The 21716-nt window shown below is 56.9% G+C and carries 23 protein-coding genes; 18 read left to right on the top strand and 5 right to left on the bottom strand.

Annotation, left to right across the window (positions count from 1 at the left end):
* Nucleotides 1–44 precede the first annotated feature (44 nt).
* Nucleotides 45–785: a sulfite exporter TauE/SafE family protein gene (locus DUD43_RS18315; protein ID WP_153231410.1), complete on the bottom strand. Its 741-nt coding sequence runs from the start codon at nt 783–785 to the stop codon at nt 45–47.
* Between the two features lie 170 nt (nt 786–955).
* Here DUD43_RS18315 and DUD43_RS18310 point away from each other — a divergent pair, with 170 nt between their 5' ends.
* From DUD43_RS18310 to DUD43_RS18285, 6 genes are all read left to right on the top strand, one after another.
* Nucleotides 956–2473, top strand: a complete 1518-nt coding sequence (locus DUD43_RS18310) for a hypothetical protein (protein ID WP_153231409.1) — start codon at nt 956–958, stop codon at nt 2471–2473.
* Nucleotides 2470–3951 (top strand): gamma-glutamyltransferase family protein, encoded by a 1482-nt coding sequence (locus DUD43_RS18305; protein ID WP_153231408.1) that lies wholly within the window; start codon nt 2470–2472, stop codon nt 3949–3951. Before DUD43_RS18310 ends, DUD43_RS18305 begins: the two co-directional genes overlap by 4 nt.
* 123 nt (nt 3952–4074) lie before the next feature.
* Nucleotides 4075–4809, top strand: a complete 735-nt coding sequence (locus tag DUD43_RS18300) for a TenA family transcriptional regulator (protein ID WP_022983674.1) — start codon at nt 4075–4077, stop codon at nt 4807–4809.
* A 60-nt stretch (nt 4810–4869) separates the two neighbouring features.
* Nucleotides 4870–6330 carry an aldehyde dehydrogenase family protein gene (locus DUD43_RS18295; RefSeq protein ID WP_153231407.1) on the top strand — a complete coding sequence of 487 codons (1461 nt, stop codon included), beginning with the start codon at nt 4870–4872 and terminating at the stop codon, nt 6328–6330.
* A 31-nt stretch (nt 6331–6361) separates the two neighbouring features.
* On the top strand, nt 6362–6841 hold the full coding sequence (locus DUD43_RS18290) for a GlcG/HbpS family heme-binding protein (protein WP_022983673.1): 480 nt from the start codon (nt 6362–6364) through the stop codon (nt 6839–6841).
* 20 nt (nt 6842–6861) lie between these two features.
* Nucleotides 6862–7896: a 2Fe-2S iron-sulfur cluster-binding protein gene (locus DUD43_RS18285; RefSeq protein WP_153231406.1), complete on the top strand. Its 1035-nt coding sequence runs from the start codon at nt 6862–6864 to the stop codon at nt 7894–7896.
* Here DUD43_RS18285 and DUD43_RS18280 read toward each other — a convergent pair.
* The gene (locus DUD43_RS18280) at nt 7893–8084 is read right to left on the bottom strand and encodes a hypothetical protein (RefSeq protein ID WP_060185513.1); all 192 of its coding nucleotides are present in this window, start codon (nt 8082–8084) and stop codon (nt 7893–7895) included. The two genes, DUD43_RS18285 and DUD43_RS18280, sit on opposite strands and share 4 nt — an antisense overlap.
* 201 nt (nt 8085–8285) lie before the next feature.
* Between DUD43_RS18280 and DUD43_RS18275 the strand changes: the two genes are divergently transcribed.
* The 8 genes from DUD43_RS18275 to DUD43_RS18240 all read left to right on the top strand — a co-directional run bounded on the left by DUD43_RS18275 (nt 8286) and on the right by DUD43_RS18240 (nt 14430).
* The gene (locus DUD43_RS18275) at nt 8286–8594 is read left to right on the top strand and encodes a 2Fe-2S iron-sulfur cluster-binding protein (protein WP_042485411.1); all 309 of its coding nucleotides are present in this window, start codon (nt 8286–8288) and stop codon (nt 8592–8594) included.
* On the top strand, nt 8594–8938 hold the full coding sequence (locus tag DUD43_RS18270) for a hypothetical protein (RefSeq protein ID WP_045929390.1): 345 nt from the start codon (nt 8594–8596) through the stop codon (nt 8936–8938). The genes DUD43_RS18275 and DUD43_RS18270 overlap by 1 nt, the downstream gene beginning before the upstream one ends.
* 11 nt (nt 8939–8949) lie before the next feature.
* The gene (locus tag DUD43_RS18265; protein WP_045929391.1) at nt 8950–9228 is read left to right on the top strand and encodes a 2Fe-2S iron-sulfur cluster-binding protein; all 279 of its coding nucleotides are present in this window, start codon (nt 8950–8952) and stop codon (nt 9226–9228) included.
* Between the two features lie 12 nt (nt 9229–9240).
* Nucleotides 9241–10188, top strand: coding sequence for an ornithine cyclodeaminase family protein (locus DUD43_RS18260; RefSeq protein WP_153231405.1), 948 nt, complete (start codon nt 9241–9243; stop codon nt 10186–10188).
* A gap of 39 nt (nt 10189–10227) precedes the next feature.
* Complete coding sequence (locus DUD43_RS18255; protein WP_042485420.1) at nt 10228–10578, top strand: Na-translocating system protein MpsC family protein; 351 nt, start codon at nt 10228–10230, stop codon at nt 10576–10578.
* Nucleotides 10579–10826: 248 nt separating this feature from the next.
* A complete protein-coding gene (locus DUD43_RS18250) occupies nt 10827–11849 on the top strand; it encodes a Nif3-like dinuclear metal center hexameric protein (RefSeq protein ID WP_153231404.1) in 1023 nt (340 codons plus the stop codon).
* Between the two features lie 26 nt (nt 11850–11875).
* Nucleotides 11876–12982: a hypothetical protein gene (locus DUD43_RS18245; protein WP_153231403.1), complete on the top strand. Its 1107-nt coding sequence runs from the start codon at nt 11876–11878 to the stop codon at nt 12980–12982.
* Between the two features lie 347 nt (nt 12983–13329).
* Nucleotides 13330–14430 (top strand): MBL fold metallo-hydrolase, encoded by a 1101-nt coding sequence (locus tag DUD43_RS18240; RefSeq protein ID WP_153231402.1) that lies wholly within the window; start codon nt 13330–13332, stop codon nt 14428–14430.
* On the opposite strand, the gene DUD43_RS18235 is transcribed toward DUD43_RS18240, so the two are convergent.
* The gene (locus DUD43_RS18235) at nt 14427–15176 is read right to left on the bottom strand and encodes a tyrosine-protein phosphatase (RefSeq protein ID WP_153231401.1); all 750 of its coding nucleotides are present in this window, start codon (nt 15174–15176) and stop codon (nt 14427–14429) included. The two genes, DUD43_RS18240 and DUD43_RS18235, sit on opposite strands and share 4 nt — an antisense overlap.
* A 475-nt stretch (nt 15177–15651) precedes the next feature.
* Between DUD43_RS18235 and DUD43_RS18230 the strand changes: the two genes are divergently transcribed.
* The gene (locus tag DUD43_RS18230) at nt 15652–16845 is read left to right on the top strand and encodes an aromatic amino acid transaminase (protein WP_153231400.1); all 1194 of its coding nucleotides are present in this window, start codon (nt 15652–15654) and stop codon (nt 16843–16845) included.
* Nucleotides 16846–17021: 176 nt separating this feature from the next.
* Here the strand turns inward: DUD43_RS18230 and DUD43_RS18225 are convergent, their stop codons facing one another.
* Entirely contained in the window at nt 17022–17972 is a 951-nt protein-coding gene (locus DUD43_RS18225; RefSeq protein ID WP_153231399.1) for a LysR substrate-binding domain-containing protein, read from the bottom strand.
* 156 nt (nt 17973–18128) lie between these two features.
* On the opposite strand from DUD43_RS18225, the gene DUD43_RS18220 reads away from it, so the two are divergent.
* The 3 genes from DUD43_RS18220 (at nt 18129) to DUD43_RS18210 (ending at nt 20725) form a co-directional block, all read left to right on the top strand.
* Nucleotides 18129–19172 carry an aromatic ring-hydroxylating dioxygenase subunit alpha gene (locus DUD43_RS18220; protein ID WP_153231398.1) on the top strand — a complete coding sequence of 348 codons (1044 nt, stop codon included), beginning with the start codon at nt 18129–18131 and terminating at the stop codon, nt 19170–19172.
* 5 nt (nt 19173–19177) lie between these two features.
* On the top strand, nt 19178–20380 hold the full coding sequence (locus tag DUD43_RS18215) for an FAD-binding oxidoreductase (protein WP_153231397.1): 1203 nt from the start codon (nt 19178–19180) through the stop codon (nt 20378–20380).
* Between the two features lie 180 nt (nt 20381–20560).
* Nucleotides 20561–20725 (top strand): hypothetical protein, encoded by a 165-nt coding sequence (locus DUD43_RS18210; RefSeq protein WP_153231396.1) that lies wholly within the window; start codon nt 20561–20563, stop codon nt 20723–20725.
* Here the strand turns inward: DUD43_RS18210 and gcvA are convergent.
* Complete coding sequence (gene gcvA / locus DUD43_RS18205) at nt 20720–21604, bottom strand: transcriptional regulator GcvA (protein WP_153231395.1); 885 nt, start codon at nt 21602–21604, stop codon at nt 20720–20722. The two genes, DUD43_RS18210 and gcvA, sit on opposite strands and share 6 nt — an antisense overlap.
* Nucleotides 21605–21716 lie beyond the last annotated feature (112 nt).

The raw sequence follows: 21716 nt of genomic DNA, 5'->3' as shown, positions 1-21716 counted from the left end.
GAACGCACTTTTCTGAATATGGTATACAGTTTGCGGCCTAAGCATTATTGCCACAGCGTGCGGGTAATCAAGACCACGGCACTTAGAGAGCAAATTCCCAATAGCAGTCTACGCATCAGCGGCAGACTGACTTTATGACGTAGTTGCCCCGATAACGTGAAGCCCAGCAGCATGAAGGGGTAGAGCACGATGCTGAGCATTGCCTGTTGCACGGAGAACAGGCCCGCCACAATAAGCAGGACCAAGGACAGGCTTGCGCCCAAAAACAAAATAAGACCCAATGAAGCCCGTAGCTGTGCAGGAGCCAGATTTTGCATGGCAATGGCTAGAGCGGGAGCGCCTACTGAAGTCAAGGTCCCCATGATGCCTGAGGCGATGCCAGCCAGGATCATGTTTCGTTTGGAGGCCAGGATACGCAAGCCCCAGGCACTCAGTGTGACTGCCACCAGAATGGCAAGGGCAAAACCCAGGTTGACTGCTTCTATGGGGAGTTGCGTCATGGCCAGTATGGCAATGATCGATCCGGTGGCACGCCCACCCAGTGCACAGACAACGACATCGGGCACGATATGTTGGCGCTCTCGCAAGGCGGCCAGCAAAGAGACACTGCCACCCAAGGCCAGTAGGGGGCCTGGAACCAACTGCGGAAATACCAAGGCGGCAATTGGCGCGACCAGCATCGCAAACCCGACTCCACCAACGCCTTGCAAAAAGGCAGCCAGCACAATCAGCAGGGCCATGAGCAGCCAGGAGAGCGGGTCCACAAGATCAATCAAAGCCGCCATAGCTCCCTCTTAATTTGTATAAGGTATTCAATCTAAGTGTTTCAAGCGTGAAATTCTTAGAGTTTTCCCCAGTTTTTGATAGTTTTTTCTGATTTCGATCATTAATTGAAGATAGTATACCGTTTCAGGAATGCTAAATATTCAGAAAAAAGAGAAGGAAAGGGGGATACATGCAAAGCGACGTGGTGCTCAGTGCGGCGCACTGGGCTTATTTGATCAGCGTTCTGGTCATCATCATTACGATGATTTTTCGGGCCAACGTGGTGGTGCCATCCGTGATTGGTACTTTGGCGGTTGTCACTGCCATGACGGGCAGTCCGATTCAGGGCTTCATCAGTATTTTTTCTGCCAGCTTTGTGGCCGCTCAGGAACTGTTCAATATTTTCCTGGTGATCACGTTCATGACTGCCTTGCTGAACTCGTTAAAGCGCTTGGAGGCCGATGTGAAGATGGTGGCCCCTTTCCGCAAGGTCATGGTCAATAGTGGCTCGTCCTTTTTGATGATTGCAGCGGCTACCTACTTTATTTCGCTGTTCTTCTGGCCTACACCTGCTGTGCCTCTGGTGTCGGCTATTTTGCTGCCGGCGGCTATTGCTGCTGGCTTGCCGCCACTGGTCGGTGCGATGGCTATCGCCATCTGTGGGCAGGGCATGGCGCTATCGTCGGACTACATAATTGGGGTTGCCCCGGGCATCAGCGCCAAGGCGGCAGGTGTCGGTGCCGATGTGGCCGTGCTGGCTGATCGTGCTCTGGTGCTCTCCTGGATTACAGGTGGTGTTGCGCTGACGTTGGCATTTCTGCTGATGCGCCGCCATTTCAAACCGGCCGACAGTCGTTTGCTGGATGCCTGGATGCGCCAGGCGCCCGATAGCACCCTGGATGAAATGGAATCTCAAGGGACCTATGACAAGGCGGAGATTGCCCGTGGCACGGCAGGGAATGAACATACGGTGCATGCCGGTTTGAGTGCCAAGGAAGAGCGCTACTCACGCATTCTGGCCTGGATTACGCCACTGGCGTTCCTGGCGGTGATTGGCATCATGCTGCTGCCCCGCTTTATCCCGTCCTTGCCAGTCCTGCGTGGTGGAGATGCCGCCGGTTTGGTTGGGGGTGTGGCCTTTGTGCTGATGATGATTGCCACCTGTATGGCAGAAGGTCCACGCCGCATGCTGGACACTTGCCCGGACCATATGACCGATGGCTTTGTATTCGCCTTTCGCGCCATGGGTTCGGTGCTGCCCATCGCCGGCTTCTTCTTTCTGGGTGCCAGTGAAGCAACGTCTGCTATTTTGGGTACCCCCCTGGAGCAAACGCCCAGCCTTCTGTTCGAGCTGATCTCGGCGGGTCAGCATCTGATTCCGGACAATCATTTTCTGGTGGCTTTTGGTGTTTTGTTGGTAGGCATGATCTCGGGCATTGATGGCTCGGGCTTCTCGGGCCTGCCATTGACGGGCACGCTGGCGTCGGCTTTGAGTCCGGTGTCCGGGCTGGAGGTGGAAACTCTGGCTGCGGTAGGACAGATCGGCGCCATCTGGACCGGAGGCGGCACGCTGATTGCCTGGTCTTCATTGATTGCCGTGGCGGGCTTTGCCCGAGTGCATGTGCTGGATCTGGTGCGAGCCCTGACGGTTCCTGTGCTGGCGGGGATGGCGCTGTCGACAATTTGTGCCGTGCTGATATTCGGATGAGCGATATGGGTACGACAGCCTATAGCGCAGGTGAAAAACAGGGTTTGGGGACTCATTGGGCCGTTGCTGCCGGGCACCCCTTGGCGGTGAGGGCCGCGCAGGCCATGCTGGAACTCAAGGGTAGTGCAGTGGATGCGGCTATTGCTGCCGATGCCGTCATGGGTGTCGTTGAGCCTATGGCGACAGGCATTGGTGGCGATCTGCTGGCCATGATTGCACCGCCCGACAGTATGCCAGTGGCTTACAACGGCAGCGGCGCGGCACCCCTGCTGTTGAAGGCTGAGCATGTTCAGGCTTTGCCTGAGGGACGGATTCCGGAGCGTCATGTGTTGTCCATTACCACGCCCGGTCTGGTGCGAGGGTGGTGGGATATGCACCAGCGCTACGGCCGCCTGGATTGGGCGCGCTTGTTGCAGCCTGCCATTCAGGCAGCGCGGGAAGGTTTTGCGGTAGCGCCGGTGGCGGCGCGTGAATGGCAAATCTTCGATTTTGTGCTGCATCGCGATCCCGTGTGTGCCGCCCTTTATAGTGCGGGCAAGCCGCCCAAAGCAGGGGAGCAGTACCGGAATCCGGAGCTGGCGGCTGTCTTGGAGGAGATAGCCGCGCAAGGGCCAGATGCCTTTTATCTGGGTCGCCCCGCGCAGCACGCTGAACAGGCAATGGAACAGGTGCAGGGATTGTTGAGGGCTGAGGACTTTCGCCGTCATAAAGGGTTCTTCTGTGAACCTGTCAGCGCATCGCTGGGTGAGTTCAGCCTTTATGAATGTCCTCCCAACACGCATGGGGTGGCGGTTCTGGAGGCCGTGCAACGCGCCTGGAAACACCCCGTTGACCAGGATGCGGCGGAGCTGGCGCTGGTCAAGGCGACGGAAGCCGCAATGGCTCAGGCTTCACGAGTCGTGTGTGATCCGGCCGGGAATACGGTCTGCACCGTTGTGGTCGATGCGGACGGGCTGGCCGTTACGTTCATGTCCAGCATCTTCAAACGGTTTGGGTCAGGCTATGCCGTGCCCGGCTGTGGGTTTGTGCTGCAAAACCGGGGATTCGGTTTCTCCGAGCCAGGGCATGTGAATGGCCCTGGGCCGGGCAAACGGCCCTATCACACGGTGGTCCCGTCTTTGGCCTTGAAGTCCGGCCAGTTCCATATGGGACTGGGTGTGGTGGGCGGCTTGATGCAACCCCAAGGCCAGATACAGATATGGACCCGTGTTTTGCGCGATGGCTGGCCTTTGGATAAAGCGATGTTTGAACCGCGCTGGCGTCTGGAGGGGGCCGGGCGTCTGGCCCTGGAGGATGGTTTTGATGCGAACCGTACGGCCTTTCTGCGTGAGCACGGGTATGTGCCGCCTGATAAAGGCGTAGGCGAACTGGCTGGCCGCAGCGACTTTGGCGGGGCTCAGGCGGTTGAGCGTTTGGCAGACGGCCGTTTGCAGGCTGTTTCTGACCCTCGTAAGGATGGTTGCGTGGCGCTGGCCTGATAAACGGGCAGGGTTATTCCCTACTTTCTAAAATAGTAGACGGTATACAATATACTTAAATAGTCCAAACCTCATCTTTCGTCGGCTGCTATCAAGGCGACGTCTTTCAACAAGGAAACAGTCATGGAAAAACTGCTGAATCGCGATGAATTTCGCACCGCACTGGAAACCGCCATTAAAGGGAAAAGTGCCAATACTTCCCCTTTCAGTATTGCCTGGGCCAGCGGCAAGTTAAGCCGTGAGCATCTGGCTCGCTGGGCTGAAAACCACTATCACTATGTCGGCCCTTTTGCCGATTACCTGGGTTATCTGTATGCCCGCACTCCCGCCGAGTACGTGGAAGCCAAAGACTTTTTGCTGGCCAATATGTACGAAGAGGAAATTGGCGGTGACCGACACACAGATCTGCTGATCCGCTTTGGCGAAGCTTGCGGCACGACACGGGCACGTATTGAAGACCCCGACAACATGAATGCCACCACCCGAGCCTTGCAGGCCTGGTGTTACGCCATTGCCATGCGCGAAGATCCGGTTGTTGCGGTGGCGGGGCTGGTGGTTGGCCTGGAGTCCCAAGTGCCCTCGATCTACCGCAAGCAGACCCCAACCTTGCGCGAAAAATACGGCTTCACGGACGAAGAAGTGGAGTTTTTCGACCTGCACATTGTGTCGGACGAAATCCACGGCGAGCGTGGCTACCAGATCGTGCTTGAGCATGCGAACACTGTGGAACTGCAGCAGCGTTGCTTGCGTATCTGCGAAATTGGTGCCGAGATGCGTCTACTGTATACCACCTCCCTGTACAACGATTACGTCAAAGACGAGATCAGTCTGCAAGAACTGCAGCTGGAAGCAGCCTGAGCCAGAAAGCCGAGCGGGCAGATGGGCTGCCCGCCGACCTAGAAACAAGGAAGTACAGCGGTGGACAATCTCAAGGACGTCGTTTTCGACAATTACATTGATGGGCAGTGGCTGCCCAGCCAGAGCGGGCGCACGACGCCTAATCTGAATCCGGCCGATCGGGACGATGTGGTGGGAGCTTTCCCTCTGTCCACGGCTGAGGACGCGCAGGCCGCCGTTGCTGCTGCTCAGGCCGCCTTTGCGGGATGGCGAGCAACGCCTATCTCTACTCGGGCCCGTGTGCTGAATGCAGCAGCAGCCTGGCTTGATGCCAATGTGGACCGTATCGCTCAGGGTCTGACGCGGGAAGAGGGCAAAACGCTGGCGCAAAGCAAGATGGAAGTTGGGCGCTCGGCCCAGACCCTGCGTTTTTATGCGGTTGAAGGCCAGACCTATACCGGCGAAACATTCCCTCAGGACGATGCACAGCAACTGGTCTATACCCAGCGTGAACCTTTGGGTGTGGTATCCGTGATTGCGCCCTGGAATTTCCCCATCTCCATCCCGGCACGCAAAATTGCCCCCGCCTTGATCACCGGCAATACCGTTGTTTTCAAGCCGTCGTCTGACACGCCCTTGACCGGCTACTACCTGTGCGAAGCCTTTGCACAAGCAGGGGTCCCGGCGGGTGTGCTGAACCTGGTGCATGGCAGGGCCAGTGAAGTGGGGGCCACGCTGGTGCAATCCCCTCAGATACGCGCCATTTCGTTTACTGGCTCGACCCAGGCGGGTGAAAACATTTGTCGTCAGGCACGCATGAGCACTCGGACCCAAATGGAGCTGGGCGGAAAAAACCCCTTGATTGTCATGGAAGACGCCGACCTGGATCTGGCCGTCAAACTGGTGGTTCAAGGCGGATTTTCCTTGAGCGGTCAGGCCTGCACGGGAACCAGCCGTGTGCTGGTGCATCGTCAGGTCAAAGAAGAATTCACACGGCGCCTGGTAGAGAAAGTCAGCGCTTTGACCGTGGGTAATGGTTTGAATGGCAACCCCGATCTGGGCCCGATCGCCACCGAAAGCCAACTGGAAAGCATTCTGGAATATGTGGCCATCGGCAAGCAGGAAGCCACCCATTTACTGGGCGGTGAACGCTTGACTGACGGTGACTACGCACGCGGCCTGTTCATGCGCCCGGCTTTGTTTACGGACGTGACCCAGCAGATGCGTATTGCCCGCGAAGAGATTTTTGGCCCGGTGATTGTCTTGCTGGAAATCGATTCCTACGAGCAGGCACTGGCCATGGCCAATGACACCGAATACGGCTTGTCTGCCGCCATTGTGACGCGCAGTGCTGAATATGCGCATCGCTTTGCCAATGACATTGAGGCCGGGACGGTCAAGATCAATCGCACGACAACCGGCAACTTGATCAATGCTCCTTTTGGTGGACTGAAACAGTCCAGCACCTCCACCTTCCGTGAGTCGGGTCGGGCGGGCCTGGAGTTCTATACCCAGATCAAGACCGTGTATCGCGGTATCTGAATTTTATTAACCCGAAATACTGAGAAGACTTATGAAAAAAATCCTACGTCTCGAACAGCGCGAAGCGCGCTTGATGGTGGACGCGGCGATTGCCAAATCCAAAGAGATTGGCGTGCTGGAGACCGTTTGTGTGGTTGACGAAGGGGGTTATCCCATCGTCATGGAGCGCATGGACGGGGCTCGTATTACCGGCGCCCAGATTGCCTGGAACAAGGCGTTTACCGCTGCCGGCCACAAGCGCTCCACCCATTTGTTCACCACGCCGCCCAATGGTCCCGCCTTGCCGGGTAATGAGGCCTTCGGGATTCAGTTGAGCTTTGAAGGACGTTTTGCGGCCTTTGTGGGCGGCTATCCCATTGTGGTCAATGGCGAGGTCATTGGTGGTATAGGCCTGAGTGGCGGTAACGGCGAGCAGGACACGGCAGCCGGTGTGGCCGGCTTGCAGGCCTTGGCCGAGGCCTTGAAGGCAGAGGGTCTGGACGTGCTGGTTCAGGCGGACATCAAGAAATAGTGGCATCAGGAGGACGGGTCATGGCCCATCGTGTCGACATCAAGGAAACCGGCGAGCAGTTCTGGGTAGAACCGCAAGAGACCATCTTGCAGGCCGCCCAGCGCCAAGGCGTGCGCATTTATAGCGACTGTGAGTTTGGCGGTTGCGGTACCTGCCGTATTCAGGTCACTCGCGGGAAGGTTTGTTATGAGGATGACTGCCTGCCCATGAGCATTGCTGATGAAGAACACGAGCAGGGCCATGCCGCCGCCTGCCAGGCTCGACTGGATGCCGATATTGAAATCAGTCTGGCCGCTCATCGTGACGAGTTGCCTGAAGCGCAGCAAGTCAGGACACAGGTTCATAGCGTGGAGCGGGCGTGTCAGGGCATCTGGCGCTTGACCTTGCAGTTGCCCCAGGACGTGCCAGTGCAGTTTCGTCCTGGTCAGTATCTGAACATCCTGTTCGAGGACGGGCGTGCACGCAGTTTTTCCATGGCCAATGCCGATGCCGCACAGGGTCGTATTGAACTGCATGTGCGGGAAGTGGAAGGCGGCCGTTTCACCCAGGCATGTCTGCCGACGCTGAAAGCCGGAGACGAGCTGCTGCTGGAGCTGCCCTTGGGCGTGTTCTATTGGCGCGAGCGAGACTGGAGGCCCATGGTCATGGTGGCCACTGGTACGGGCATTGCACCGATCAAGGCGATTCTGGAGTCCTTGCTGGACAAGGACGATTGCCCGCCTGTCAGCCTGTATTGGGGGATGAACCGACCCGAGGATTTGTATCTGGCCCAGGAAATCGAATCTTGGGCGGACCGCTTGTGCGAGTTCCGTTTCGTCCCTGTGCTCTCTCATGCTGACGAGAGTTGGCAAGGCGCGCGCGGCTATGTGCAGCAACAGGTGTGTCGAGATGAACCTGACCTGTCAGAGCATGCCATTTACTTGTGCGGCTCGCCCGTGATGATTGAGCAGGCCCGTGGTCTGTTCAAGGAGCATGGCGCCAATGAGCAGTTCATGTATGCCGATGCCTTCAACTTTCAGTCCGATACCAGCTCGGCAGAGCCTTCTCTTGCCTAGGCACTGTGCGGGAGCTGATCCTGGGCCGCTTCAGGGTCGCACTTTTTTCGGCTGCCAAACAGCTCAGTGAGCGAGGGCAGATTGATGAGTGGAATACGACGGCGCAGATGCTTGCGCTGAGCCAAATGAGGCAGCAACTGCTCGCCGACAGGACGCTGCAAATAGCGAAGTTCGACGGGGGTTTTCATGGCAATCTCGTTTAGGGTTTGAATTGAATTAAGTATACCGCAATAGGGGTTTCTACTCAAATTGACGGAAAACTGTGTCTAAAACCAAGGAAATCTGTTGCGGGGAAAGCGCATTTTTTGACTTGGTATACCGTTCTTGGTTTTTTCAGGCGGTCAGGGCTCGCAATCCGGTCGCATCATTGGCAGCAAGCAGGAGGTCTTATGCCAACCATTACTTTTCATAAAAACGGCCAGACTCATGTGGGCGAAGTGCAGGAGAACACGAATTTGGTGGTCAGGGCGGGCATCAAGCAATTCCCCTTTCCTCATTTGACCTACGGTTGCGGCATGGGCAAGTGCGCCAAATGTGCGTGTCGTGTGCTGGAGGGGGCCGAGCATCTGCCTGCCGCCAACTGGAAAGAGAAAAAGCAGTTGGGCGAGCGACTGGATCAGGGCTGGCGGCTGGCGTGCCAGCTGTGGATTAACCAGGACATCGTTCTGGAGCAGGCAGAAACACAGGAGGTGCAGTGATGTATGTGGTGCTGACGAGCAAGCCGGGAGAATACCGCACGGAGCCGGGAGTGGGCGTGGAAATGGTGGCAGCGTATGAATACCATTTTCAGGGACGTTTCAAAGCGGTGTTTGCCATTGCACGCATTCAGGAAGGGTCGCGCGTTCGCATTGTGGAAGAGACGCCAAACGGCACGATCAATGACATTCCTACCCGGCAAATGGAAAAGTTTGCGACAGCCGAGCAGGCTTATGAAGAGCTGGCCGGATTGACACAGTTTGGCAGCATACAGGCCGAGTTGCGTCAGTGTGAGGTCGTCGGTCACAAGGCTGGGGCCCAGGCCCCGGTACAGCAGCAATCCTGAGGTAGCAGAATATGGTTCAGATTACATTTGCATCGAACAATGATTTGGTTGTGTCCGCCGCTGAAAACAGCAATTTGTTGCGGGTATCGATTCGGGAGCGGGGTGGCATTCCGTTCAAGTGCGGAGGCGGTATCTGCGGGACATGCAAATGCCGCATTACCGAGGGCTTGGACAATACGGATGAGGTCAAGGCCAAGGAACACAAGCATTTGTCCGAACAGGATCTGGCAGACGGGTTTCGCATGGCGTGCCAGACCTTTGTTCGTGGTGACGTTACGGTTAGTTGGTAAGAGGAGCGGCCCATGCTGCATTTGACCGATCAGCAACTACACGAGCTGCTTGATGCGCCTGCGGTACAGGAGGTGCTGGAGCAGGCTTTCATCGAGTTTGGGCAGGGCCAGGCGGCTCAGCAGCGTCGTGTGCGCACGCAGGTGGGGGATACCCGCTTGTCGACCTTGGGCGCGGTCATTCCAGGCCAGCAAGTGGCTGGCGCCAAGATTTATACGACCGTGCACGGCGCATTCAATTTTGTCATCGTGCTGTTTGATGCGCTTAGCGGTCAGGCGCTCGCCACTTTGGATGCCGGGGCGATTACGCAGTGGCGTACTGCGGCGTGCTCGGTCCTGGCGGCGCAGCGTGGCGCCAATCCCCGCTCTCAAACCTTGGGCGTGTTGGGTTTGGGAGCTCAGGGGATGGCGCATGCCGTGCAGTTTTGCCAGGCCTTTGATTTACATCGCGTGCTGGTCTGGAGCCCGAGTGTCGATGAGAAGCGCTGCCATCAACTGGAGCTGGAATGCGGCGTGCCTGTGCGAGCTGCCCGAGCAGAAGAGATCGCCGCACAGGCAGATATTCTGGTCACAGCCAGTCGCAGTCGCACTCCCTTGTTTGATGGACGCAGCCTGAAGCCGGGTTGCTTTGTCGCCGCTGTCGGCTCCAGCTTGCCGACAGCGCGGGAACTGGATGATGCCTGCCTGGAGCGGGCTGGCAAGATTGTGGTGGAGTGGGGTGAGCAGACGCTGGCCGAGGCCGGAGACCTGATTCTGGCTGCACCTGATTGCGCCATCCACAACAAGCTGTGCGAACTAAGCGATTGGTTGCAATTGGACCGTGGAGAAGGCTACGACGCACAGGGGATTTGCGTGTATAAATCAGTGGGTGTGGCGATTGAAGATATTGCTGTTGCTGGTCTGGCGTATCGCCGTTATCAGCAAAGCAAGATGGCACAGGAGACGGTCGCTGAACACGGATAAACGACAATAATTCAAAGATGTTGGGGGTAGGCAATGGTGATGGCAGGCTTTTCTTCTATAGGCGAACTCAAGCAGGCACTGACCCGGGACTACAACCGCATTAACAGCAGTATTTTTGCCTCAGGTGTGGTGACGCTAAAGATTGATGTGCTCGAGGACAGGATCAGCATGCTGGCCGTTCACAAACGACAGCCTGCCCTGCAGACGCTGAGCCGTGAAAACGCGCATATCGCTGATTTGGCAGATCTGTATCTGATCAAGGCGTTCAAAAAAGAGATGAAGCAGGTTTTGGTGGAAGAGTATGGCCTGGACGTCGTGGCCATTTTCAAGGATTACGACGCGACGGCGCAGTTGTCTTCCACCATGGTGTTGTTGCACAAAGGAGTGTGAATGCAGTGACATTGGTGAGAGCCGATGTCCTGAATTCCGAATCGATAAAAAGAAGCTGACTGGTAGACAGTCTTGTTGTCCTTCCGTCCGGAGTGGATTGCCTTGTGGGCAGTGTGCTCTGGAACCGAGCCCAGACCCTGACCGGTCCGCTTGGGGAAGTTGCCGACAGGAAGTGCTCGCATACCGCCGGCCTCGGGCCCTGGGAACTCCCAGGGCCCGAGGCCGGCTTTTTATTTGGAGACAAAATCATGGCCTATGTAGCCGATTTGCTGGATGCATTGAACGTAATTACGGGGGGACGCATGGTGTCCTGTATGGATGAGGTCAAATGCGGCCATCATCCCTTCGTGATCTGGAAGTCCTCTGGAATTTACGGCAAGGAAGTACTGGAGATCCCGGGGCTGATTCATGGGGATCCCAACAAGGAAGTGCGCAAGGTGGCGGTGTGCATGACCATGTCCGAGCTGAGCATTGAGCTGGCCGGCGCAACCGGGGTGGATGCCATTGTTGCGCATCATCCGATCGCTGACGCTGCTAGTTGCGGGGGCGTGACCCTGAAGGATTATCTGGACTTGTATGGCATCGCTGCGCTGGAGTGCCACGAAGCGTTTCATGGTTTGCATCCGGGTATTGCGTATCTGCATGGCCACAAAGTGGGCAAAAGCGATATCGCTTATGGAGGCATTCATGGCAATGTGATGTTCGTGGGCGAGCCCCTGGAAGGGGTGAACACCTTGGGCGATATGCTGGATCGGCTTGACGGTTTCATGGGCTTGGATCTGGAGGATCAGGTCTTGCAGGCTGAACGCCGTATCAAGGGCAATGAAAACATTCTGGAGACCAGTACTCTGACGCGGGGAGCCATTCGGCTGGGCGAGCGTAGTAGTCGAGTCGGTCGTATTTTGCACATTTTTCCGCATACCGGTTTCAGCCCCGACCATCTGCGTCAGGCGGTGGCCGAGAACCCGGGCGTTGACACGGTGCTGGCTTCCATCAGCCGGGTCTACGACGGCCATGCGCTTATCGAATGCGCGCGTGAACTAGGCCTGAATTTCCTGGTGGGCAACAGTCATGTACTGGAAATTCTGGAAAATGGGTTGCCCTTGGCGTATGCCCTGAGCGCTTTGCTCGATGGTGTCGAGGTGGTGATGTTCCGCGACCGGGTGACATCGACACCTGTGCATCAAGTGGGTGGGGCCCGCCTGCGTGAATACGCCCAGCATTTTTCGACTGCCCATTTGATGGGCAAGAATGTGTTGAGCTTCCAGTAAGTCCAGCTTCCTGAACGGAGAGAGACATGGATAACAAAACAATAGAAATCGATAAGGTAGTGCATTCACCGCCTGCGGGCCGCCGCCCCTTGGAACGTATCGAGGCGGTAGGCCTGAGCTTGCTGGCCGTGGCCATGCTGACGCTGTTTTTCTTTCCCGCGACCTTGTCGGGCGCGTTTGATACGGTGCTCAACAAGGTCAAGCCCGTGGTGGTGGATGTATTTTTGACCGGGCAGGTTGGGGTGGCTGTCATTATCAGCGTCATCATTGGACGCTTGCTGGAGCGTTTGGGTTTTACTGACGCCATGATGCGGGTCTTTATGCCAGCGATGCGGGCCATTGGAATCAATCCGGCCGTCATCATTCCCAGCGTGTACAACATTTTTGGTGATATCAACGCGGCTGGCCGTATTTCAGGCCCCTTGCTGCGCCAGGCAGGAGCTACCAAGGACGAGCAGAAAATTGCGGTGGCCACGATGGTGCAGTCACAGCAATCGTTCTCGACCTTCATGCTGGGCATGATGGCCTTGACCTTTGCCGGGGTGAATGTCTTTGCCGTGGTGCTGATTGCGATCTTCGGCCCCTTGTTGCTGTCCCCCTTATTGCTGTCACGGCTGGTCTACCGCAATGTTCGCTCGGTGGATTTGCTGGCAGCGCCTCGTTTCACACCGAATATTGATTTTGCACCCATGCTGTTCAAGGCCGCCCGCGAAGGGGTGGAGTTGTTGCTGCTGATTCTGATTCCAGCCGTGGCTTTGGTGTTCTGTGTCATTGGCTTGCTTGAACACATGGGTATTTGGGCACCTGTCAGCGATGTGCTGGAGCGCGGTTTGCTGGCGCTGAATATTCATCCCGAAACAGGCGTGCTGGCGATGCTGGTCAGCCCGACTTTGGCGATGGGTAAGTTGCAGGCGATGGCTTCAACATTGGATCCCTCGTTGGTGGTGGGTTCCTTCGTCCTGGCCTCGTCGGGATTGCCACTGTCAGCTGTATTTGGACAGATTCCGGTGGTCTGGGCCGAGTGCTCGGATCTGAATGAAAAAGAAGTCATGATGGCGGCTGTTCTGGGCATCGTGATGCGCTTGGTGACGGCAGTGATTCTGGCCGTATTTTTGACGCCTTTGATTATCTGAGTTCCTGTTTGTAGTCCCCCCTTTTCAGGAGCGCTGAGGTTGGCGCTCTTTTTTTGTTTTGCCTGTTTTGCACGGGGCAGCTCACTGCCATCGAACTGCCATAAAACTGTAACAGGGCTGAAAGAACACTTGTTTAACCTGAGCCTGTCGTAGTCTTTTTAAGGCAGGGCACTTCGGTGACTCTGGTTCTTTAAGTTGATGCCTTCTTCTGTCCGGCAGCGTGAGCTGCGGCCCATTGCGCTTATTGATGCTTTGCTTTTGTGCCCGGTGTTGCGCCGTGCTGCAAAGCAGGATGCCGGGTGTGGCTTGGTGATGTATTGGCCTGAATGCCTTGTGGGGGACGGAGCATGAACCAGACCCTGGTGACGGTGTTAAGCGGCTATGGAGGCAAAGCGCCAGCCGCCATTCTCGTGCAGGCTTGTGGCTTGCGATTGCTGCTGGATGCGGGCGGGCCTTTGTACCCTGGGCAGGTGTGTGATTGGTATGAAGGGCTGGAGGTGGATGCCATTCTGGTGACGCACGATCATCAGGATCATATTGGCTCCTTATCCAAGCTGCCTGAACATATTCCTGTTTATGCCACGGCCTCGACGGCGCGCAGCTTGCCTGCGGGGCGGATCTGGCGGGAGCTCCCAACCCGCGGCACGACTTACATTGGCGATATTGCCGTGCGTACCGGCTTGTCCGGCCATGCCTTGGGTGGTGTCTGGTTGCATCTGGATGTGGGCGGCGGGCTGTTTTATAGCGGGGATTTTTCCTGCGAATCCTTGCTGTTCCCCTTTGATTTGCCACCCCCTGCCTACCTGGCTTTGCTGGATGCGTCTTACGGTTTGTACGACCAGTCCCATCACGTGGCCTGGAGCATTCTGGAGTCCTTGCTGGAGTCTCAGCCGGCCTTGTTGCCCGTGCCGCCTTCAGGTCGGGCGATAGAGATTGCCTTGTGGCGTCAGCAGCAAGGTTTTGAGGATTGGAGCATGGACGCGTCCTGCTACGAAAACCTGACCCGCATGATCAGCCAAAGCAGTGATTTGTTGTTGCCGGGTGTGCAGCAATCCTTGCGTGAACTGATGCCGCGTGCCGCTACGTTTGATCCGCAAGCGCACCTGCTGCTGGCGGGTGAGCCGGACGGTTGTCAGGGCAAGGCAGGGGAGTTGATTCGGGAGCATCAGGCGCGGGCTGCGGACCGCAATGCCGAGTCCAGCGAGCGCTTGTTGATTCACACCGGCTATGTGGCCCCCCATGCGCCCCGTGGCACGCATACCTTGTGCTGGAATGTGCACCCGCGTCTGACAGATTTGCGTTGGCTGGTGGATATGGTGCAGCCGCGCTATTGCATGCCTTTGTTCACGCAAATGCATGATTTGCCGACCTGGCGCAATGTGATGGGACCGGCCTTGAGCCTGGAAGGTCACTGGGAGTTGCCAGCGACCTCCGTAGGCGTGGTTTAGGCGGTGTAGCGTTCCAGCAAGGCCTCGCGTCGGGCGGGGCTGAGCTTCAAGGCGTTCTGAAAGAAGTTCTCCAGATTGCCGTACGTTTCATCAATCGTCTTGAAGGCGGTTTCCAGAAACTCGGGCTTGACGCCCCAGAGGATATCCAGCACTTCGTCGCTGATGCCACGGTTATCGGGCAGATTGGGGCGGCGGAAGAATTGATTGGTCAGCAGATAGTCGTGCATGACATCGTCAGGGTGCACGCCAGCGGCGCGGTGCAGCAAGGCGACGGCAAAGCCGGTGCGGTCTTTGCCCGCAGTGCAGTGCATGACCACCGGCGTATCGGCTTGCAGTAGTTGATCAAAGACTTGTCCGAAAGTGGCGGCATGGCCGGTCACGAACTCGGTGTAGGTCTTGTTCATGGTGCCGTGTGCCGCTTCTACATCCACCTGGCCTTTAGCCAGCATGTCCATAAAATCCGGCAGGACGGTAGGCTCGACGGTCAGCGCGTGGCTGGTCAGAAAGCTGTACTGATAAGGCGAGCGTTTGCGCTCGTGTGCTCCGCGAAAGTCCAGGGAACGGGCGATGCCCAGCTCTTGCAGAGTGTCCAGATCATGGCTGCTTAAATCCGCCAAATGGTCCGAACGGTAGACGCGACCTTTACGAAAGGAGCCGGAGTCTGTGGCATAGCCGCCAATATCACGGAAGTTGCTGGCCCCTTCTAAAGGGCAGGATACGGAACTGGGCAGCGGCGATACGGACACGGCGGACTCCTGATGAAACGGTGAAAGTCCCATGTTAACGGTCTTGAGCGGAATCTGCATATGACAGTGCGGTGACACGTGGGGAGTACGGGCGGACCAAAAGCAGAATGAATGCAAGTGCACGGTTCTGTATCGTCAGAAAGCCATGTATATTCGTTGCTGGCAAGGCCCAGGCAGACAAGCTGGTACACCGCGTTCACGTTCTTGAACCTCCGGTTTACTGGAACTGTGAACAGACTTCATGGTGACGCTGGTGTTTGACCGCCTGCACCGACTAGACAAGAACAGGTGCCGCGCCGCGCCAAGGGGGGACAAGTCTGATGACGCATTCACGCATCGCTCGTGTGCTCATGTGCTGCAAAAAGATCCCCAGGATATTGGCTAAAGTAGGCCCAAGGTATAAGGTCAATGGTTATTTGAATAGACCGTCGACCAGACCGGGCGGCCCACAACCGTAATTTTTCAAGGAACAAGCATGTTTGAGCATTTGCAGGCCTATGGTGGCGATCCGATTTTTCGTTTGAACGAGGCCTTTCACGCCGATCCGCGCGATCGCAAGGTCAACCTGACCATTGGTTTGTATTACGACGAGCAAGGCCGTCTGCCTTTGCTGGATGTGGCTCGCCGGGCTGAAGAACAATGGGCGGCCAAGGGCCAGCCACGTGGCTACCTGCCTATCGAAGGCTTGGCTTCGTACCGCAGCGCCGTGCAAAAACTGGTTTTTGGTGCCGACAGCAAAGTGCTGCAAGAAGGTCGTGTTGCGACCATTCAGACACTGGGCGGTTCGGGTGCCTTGAAAGTGGGTGGCGACTTCCTGCACGACGCCTACCCCAATAGCGAAATGTGGATCAGCGATCCAGCCTGGGATAACCACCACTCCATTTTCCGTGGATCGGGCATTCCTACTCACACCTACCGTTACTACGATCCAGCCACTCGCGGCCTGGATTTCACCGGCCTGATGGAAGATATCTCCGTCCTGCCCGAGCACAGCATTGTCCTGCTGCACCCCTGCTGTCATAACCCCACCGGGGCTGATCTGAGCGATGAGCAGTGGCTGCAACTGATTCCTGTGCTGCAACAGCGCAAGCTGATTCCTTTCCTGGACATGGCTTACCAGGGGTTTGGTCGTAGCCTGGATGAAGATGCCTTCGCCGTGCGCGCCATGGTCGATGCAGGCCTGACTTTCCTGCTGGCCAATTCCTTTTCCAAGAACTTCTCCTACTACTCCGAGCGCTGCGGCGGCTTGTCGGTGGTGTGCCAGAGCGCGGACGAAGCTGACCGCGTTCTGGGTCAGCTCAAAGCTGTGGTGCGTCGCATCTACTCCAACCCGCCATCGCACGGTGGTCAGGCCATTGCCACCATCTTGTCCGACGAGTCCTTGCTGGCCGAGTGGACGGCAGACGTGGAAACCATGCGTCAGCGTATCGCCGCCATGCGCAAGCGTGTGCACGATCGTCTGAAAGAACTGGCTCCCCAGTACGACAGCAGCTACTTCGTCAAACAACAAGGCATGTTCTGCTACACCGGCCTGACAAAAGAGCAGATCCAGAAATTGCGTGACGATTTCGGCGTGTACATTCTGGAGTCGGGCCGCATCAGCGTGCCAGGCCTGAACCAATCCAACGTGGATTACTTCGCGGAGTCGCTGGCTGCTGTGGTGGCCTAAGACACTGAAGTCTTTCCGGCAGGATTAAAGAGCGTGTTTATGGCCCCTTCGGGGGCGGTAAACACGCTTTTTTGTGGGTGTTGGAAATGTAGTCTGCAGGTGCTTTGATCGGGTGGTAACAAGCGCTTATACGTACTTGTCTGATCCAGCCGTGCTTCGTCGTACTGCGACATTGCTCAGGTCCATGCTTGCAATAACAACTCCTGATTGATCTGTTCCTGCTGCCGCGCCCGGTTCAATAAGTAACGATGAAAGTCCTGACTATGGGGCGATTCAAACGCACCCGCTCGCCTAGTCAGCACATAGGGCCAGGGCAGGGGCAAGGAGTGGGAGAAGGGCAGGACCAACTGCCCGCTGCGCACTTCCTTTTCTATCATCGAGCATTGCGCCAATACAAAACCCTGACCTGCCACTGCAGACTCCAGCGCCATATGCGACAGGGAAAACACGCGGAAGCGATCCAGGGGTGTATCGCCTATGTCTATATCCAGAGACTCAAACCAGTCGCGCCAGGATGGCGGTGAAGTAAAGCGTGGCTGCCAGTCCGAGGACAGCAAGGGATAGCTCAATAGATCACGAGGATGCCGCAAGGCGGCTTGCCCTTGGAGCAGGGCCGGGCTGCAAGCGGGCACGACACGGTCTGTATAAAGCTCGGTAAAGCTGCGGGGGCGGGCGGCGGCCTGGCCGTAGGTAATCCGAAAGTCGATTTGCTCGGCCTCCAGATCGGGCTCGGCATGGCTGCCTTTCAGGTGCAGGGTCAGCTCCGGGTCGTACTGCTCCTGCCATTGAAACGCCAGTGGAGCCATCCAGGTTTTAAGCATGGACGGCAAAGCGCTGATGGACAGCAGGCTGGTGTTGCGCGAACGCTCCATTTCTTGCTGGCCGTCGCGCAACAGCTCAAACGCCTGGGTACAGATTTCATGAAAGCGCACCCCCGCCGCTGTCAGCCGCAAGCGTTTGCCTTCTTTGTAGGTCAGGCTACAGCCCAGCGTGTCTTCCAGCAGGCGCAATTGCTGGCTGATGGCACCGGGAGTAATTTTCAGACGACGGGCGGCTTCTTGCAGGCTTTGGCTGTGGCCCAGCGTCTCAAAGACTTGCAGCGCGCGTAAGGGAGGCAAGGTATCCATGATGGTCAAACCCCGTCCAGAAAAGTAATTTAACTTTAGAAATTCTAAACGATATGGATGGTAGGCTGAATTTGATTGCGACTATCATGACAAACAATAGAGCATGAGTGGGCTCGTTCCGCCATCATGCACCGCATTCAGAGTTGGGGGTAAATCATGTTTGTACGCAATGCCTGGTATGTAGGCGCATTGGCTACGCAGCTCGGTCGCAGCTTGCAGCCTGTGCGTATGCTTAGCGAAAACCTGGTGCTGTATCGCCGCGAAGACGGCCAGCCTGTGGCTTTGGAAGATTCCTGTCCGCACCGTCGCCTGCCTTTGTCCAAAGGCCGTTTGATTGGCGATCAGGTGGAGTGTGGCTACCACGGCCTGACATTTGATTGCAGCGGCTCCTGTACCAAGGCGCCCGGTGTGGCGCAAATCCCTAAAAGTGCGGTGGTGCGCAGCTATCCCTGTACGGAGCGGTTTGGCCTGGTCTGGGTCTGGATGGGTGATCCTGAACTGGCTGATCCGTCCAAACTGATCGACATCCCCGAGTGGGACAACGCCGAATGGGGTGTGAACCGTGGCGATGCCATGGAGCTGGACTGCAATTACCTGTACGTCACCGACAATTTGCTGGACCCCTCGCACGTGTCCTGGGTACACCAAAGCTCGTTTGGCAGCCCCGACATCATCGGCCTGCCCTTGACCGTCAAGGTTGAAGACAATGGCGTGACGGTCTCGCGCTGGTCTAAAAATGTGGAAGTTGCGCCGTTTTACAAGCAATTTGTGAAATTTGAAGGCAATTGCGACCGTAAGCAGCAATACGAAGTGCGCTTCCCATCGCTGGCCGTAATCAAGGCTATCTTCCTGCCCGCCGGTGCCGCCACCGAGGAACCCAGCGAGTACCACCAGGACGTTTTCCTGATGGACTCCTATAACTTCCTGACGCCTATCGACGAGGAACACACCCGCTACTTCTGGTTCCAACTGCGCAATTTCAGCCCGGATGATGAGGCCATCTCCAAGGTCTTTAATGAAGACGTGCGCCACGCTTTCCTGGAAGACAAAGTGGTTCTGGAAGAAGTGCATAAGGCCCTGAAAGAGCGTCCTGCCGCTTTGGACTTGCCCTTGGATTCCGGCCCCTTGCGCTTCCGTCGCAAGATCAGCCAGATGATCCAGGCCGAGCAAGCCGTCGCCAGCGAGACCGCAACGGCTTGAGTGTGATGAATACGACTGCATCACCTGCGTCCACCGAGGCTACGGCCAGCCGCCGTTTCCGGGACTATCGCGTACTGGAAAAGCAGCGCGAAAGCGAAGTGATTACTTCGTTTGTACTGCAGCCGGTGGACGGTGTTATGCCGCCTTATCAGCCGGGTCAGTATCTGGTGTTCCGTCTGGAGATTGACGGGCAAACCGTGCTGCGCAATTACAGCGTGTCGGGGGATCCCGACTGCACGGAGCGTCTGCGCATTTCCGTCAAACACGAGAAGGCCCCGGCAGGATTAAGCGTGGCTGATGGCTTGGCCTCCTCCTATCTGCATCAACAGGTGCAGCCGGGCGATGTGCTGAGCGCGGCCGGACCGATGGGTGAGTTTGTGCTGGACGAGAGCAGCCAGCGGCCTGTGGTGCTGCTAAGCGGCGGCGTGGGCCAGACCCCTTTGCTGGCCATGCTGCATCGTTTGCTTAAACGCAGTCAGCGTAAGGTGTATGTGATCCATGCCTGTGATAACAGCGTGGTGCATGCCTTTGCGGATGAGATGCGCGAGCTGGTGGCGCAGCGCGAAGGCGTGCAGCTTTACTTCTGCTATCGCAACCCGACTGAAGATGATGAGCAAGCCGGTTTGCACCATGTGGCGGGACTGATTACACGTGAGCAGTTGCAGCGTTGGCTGCCACTGGATGATTACGAGTTTTACCTGTGTGGGCCTGGTGCCTTCATGCAGAGTAATTACGGTGTGCTGCGTAGTCTGGGGGTGGCGCGCGAACGCATTCACTACGAGTTTTTTGGCCCGGCCACGGTGCTGGAAAAGACCTTGGCTGGTGATGTTGCGGCCAGCCTTGTTCAGCCAGAGCAGCCAGCGACAGCGCCTGCCGTGCTTGGCAGTGCGACTGCAAGTGCATCAGAACCCGAGTCGCTTGCAGCAGTTGATGAAACCGCCGCAGATGCCACGCAGACCGTGACGTTCTTGCCCGACGGTCGTCAGGCCCAATGGCATGAGGATTGTCCTTCCTTGCTGGATCTGGCTGAAGAAACGGGCTTGAACCCGGACTTTAATTGCCGTGCAGGCCTGTGCAATACCTGCATGTGCACCTTGGTATCGGGCGAGGTCGATTATTTTGAAGAGCCTCTGGACCCTGTGCCAGAGGGCAAAGTCTTGTTGTGCTGTTCCCGTCCCCGTGGGCCGGTGGCCGTGGAATTGCCCTAAGAGTTTTTCACTTGCTTGTTGAGGTTTGCCCCGTCCCTTTTGGACGGGGCTTTTTTTTCAAAAAATCATATGCTTCCTTGTTGGAAGTCAGGCTGATTCTTGAGGTCTGGAGCAGGGGGGCGTCGAAATGAGGTCTGTTGAAGTGGTGGTCCTACATAGGCCGGATCGGGAGGCGATTAAGTGCTTTCTGCTTTTCCCTACCGCTGTGCGATAGCGGTCATCGTTACCACCGCCACCGTCGCCACCACCACCACCACCGCAGCAGCAGCAGCAGCAGCAGCAGCAGCAGCAGCAGCAGCAGCAGCAGCAGCAGCAGCAGGAAGAAGCCTGGCTACCTTGCTATAACTGGGCTTGCTCGACTATCCAATCACTAAAGGCACGGACCTCTGCTCTTTGCGTCGTATCGGGCAAGGTCACCAGATAGTAGGCAAAGCGGGCTGGCCAGGGCTTGTTCAGCACTTGCATCAAGCGGCCTGCGGCTATTTCATCCTGCGCATATTCTTGCGGTATCAAGGCCAACCCCAGGCCCGCAATTGCGCCGCGTATCAGCAGGTAATCATCCTCGAAAGCCGTGCCTCTATCGGCGCGCGCATCGTCCTCCACTCCGTGGGCAGACAGCCAGAGGGCCCAGTCGGCTCGGTCGGCATCTTGTAGCAGTGGCCACTCCAGGCAATCTGCTGGTTCCTGAATAGCTGGCTTGCCTTTCAGCAACGCAGGGCTGGCTACAGGCAGCAAGACAGGGGCCATCAAGGGCTCGGCCTGCAAGCCGGGGTATACGCCCAAGCCGTGGCGAATGGCGATATCGACTTTGTCTCGACGCAGGTCCACCAGCGTGGGGGAGGCCTCCACACGGATTTCGATATCGGGATGGCGCTGCTTGAAATCGGCCAGCCGGGGAATCAGCCAAGAAGCGGCAAAGGAAGGCACGGTGCTGATCGTCAGTGTCTTGCGCTGCTTGGTGGCCTCCAGCGTGTGCATGGCCTGTTCGATCTGGTCAAACGCCGTCAGCAGGACAGGGTAGACCTGTTCACCTGCTTCGCTCAGGCTCATTTTGTGGTGGCTGCGCACAAACAGTGTCACGCCCAAGCGATCTTCCAGCAGCCGGATTTGCTGGCTGACTGCGCCCGAGGTCACACCCAGCGACTGGGCGGCCAGCTTGATGCTGCCGTGGCGTCCGACTTCGGTAAAGGCGCGCAGAGCCTGCAAAGGAAAGACAGGATTCATGGTTTAGTTTATCTAAATCTATAAAGCAGATTTAATCGTTTTTCTTTGTCTTTATAGCTGGGGAAAATAGGCTTCTGTATCGTTTTTAAAGTTTAGCTTATCTATATACAAA

This window comes from Alcaligenes faecalis, from assembly GCF_009497775.1.
Lineage (GTDB): Bacteria > Pseudomonadota > Gammaproteobacteria > Burkholderiales > Burkholderiaceae_B > Alcaligenes > Alcaligenes faecalis_D.
Note: the sequence above shows the minus strand (reverse complement) of the source record. Positions and strands in the feature narration are given on the sequence as shown.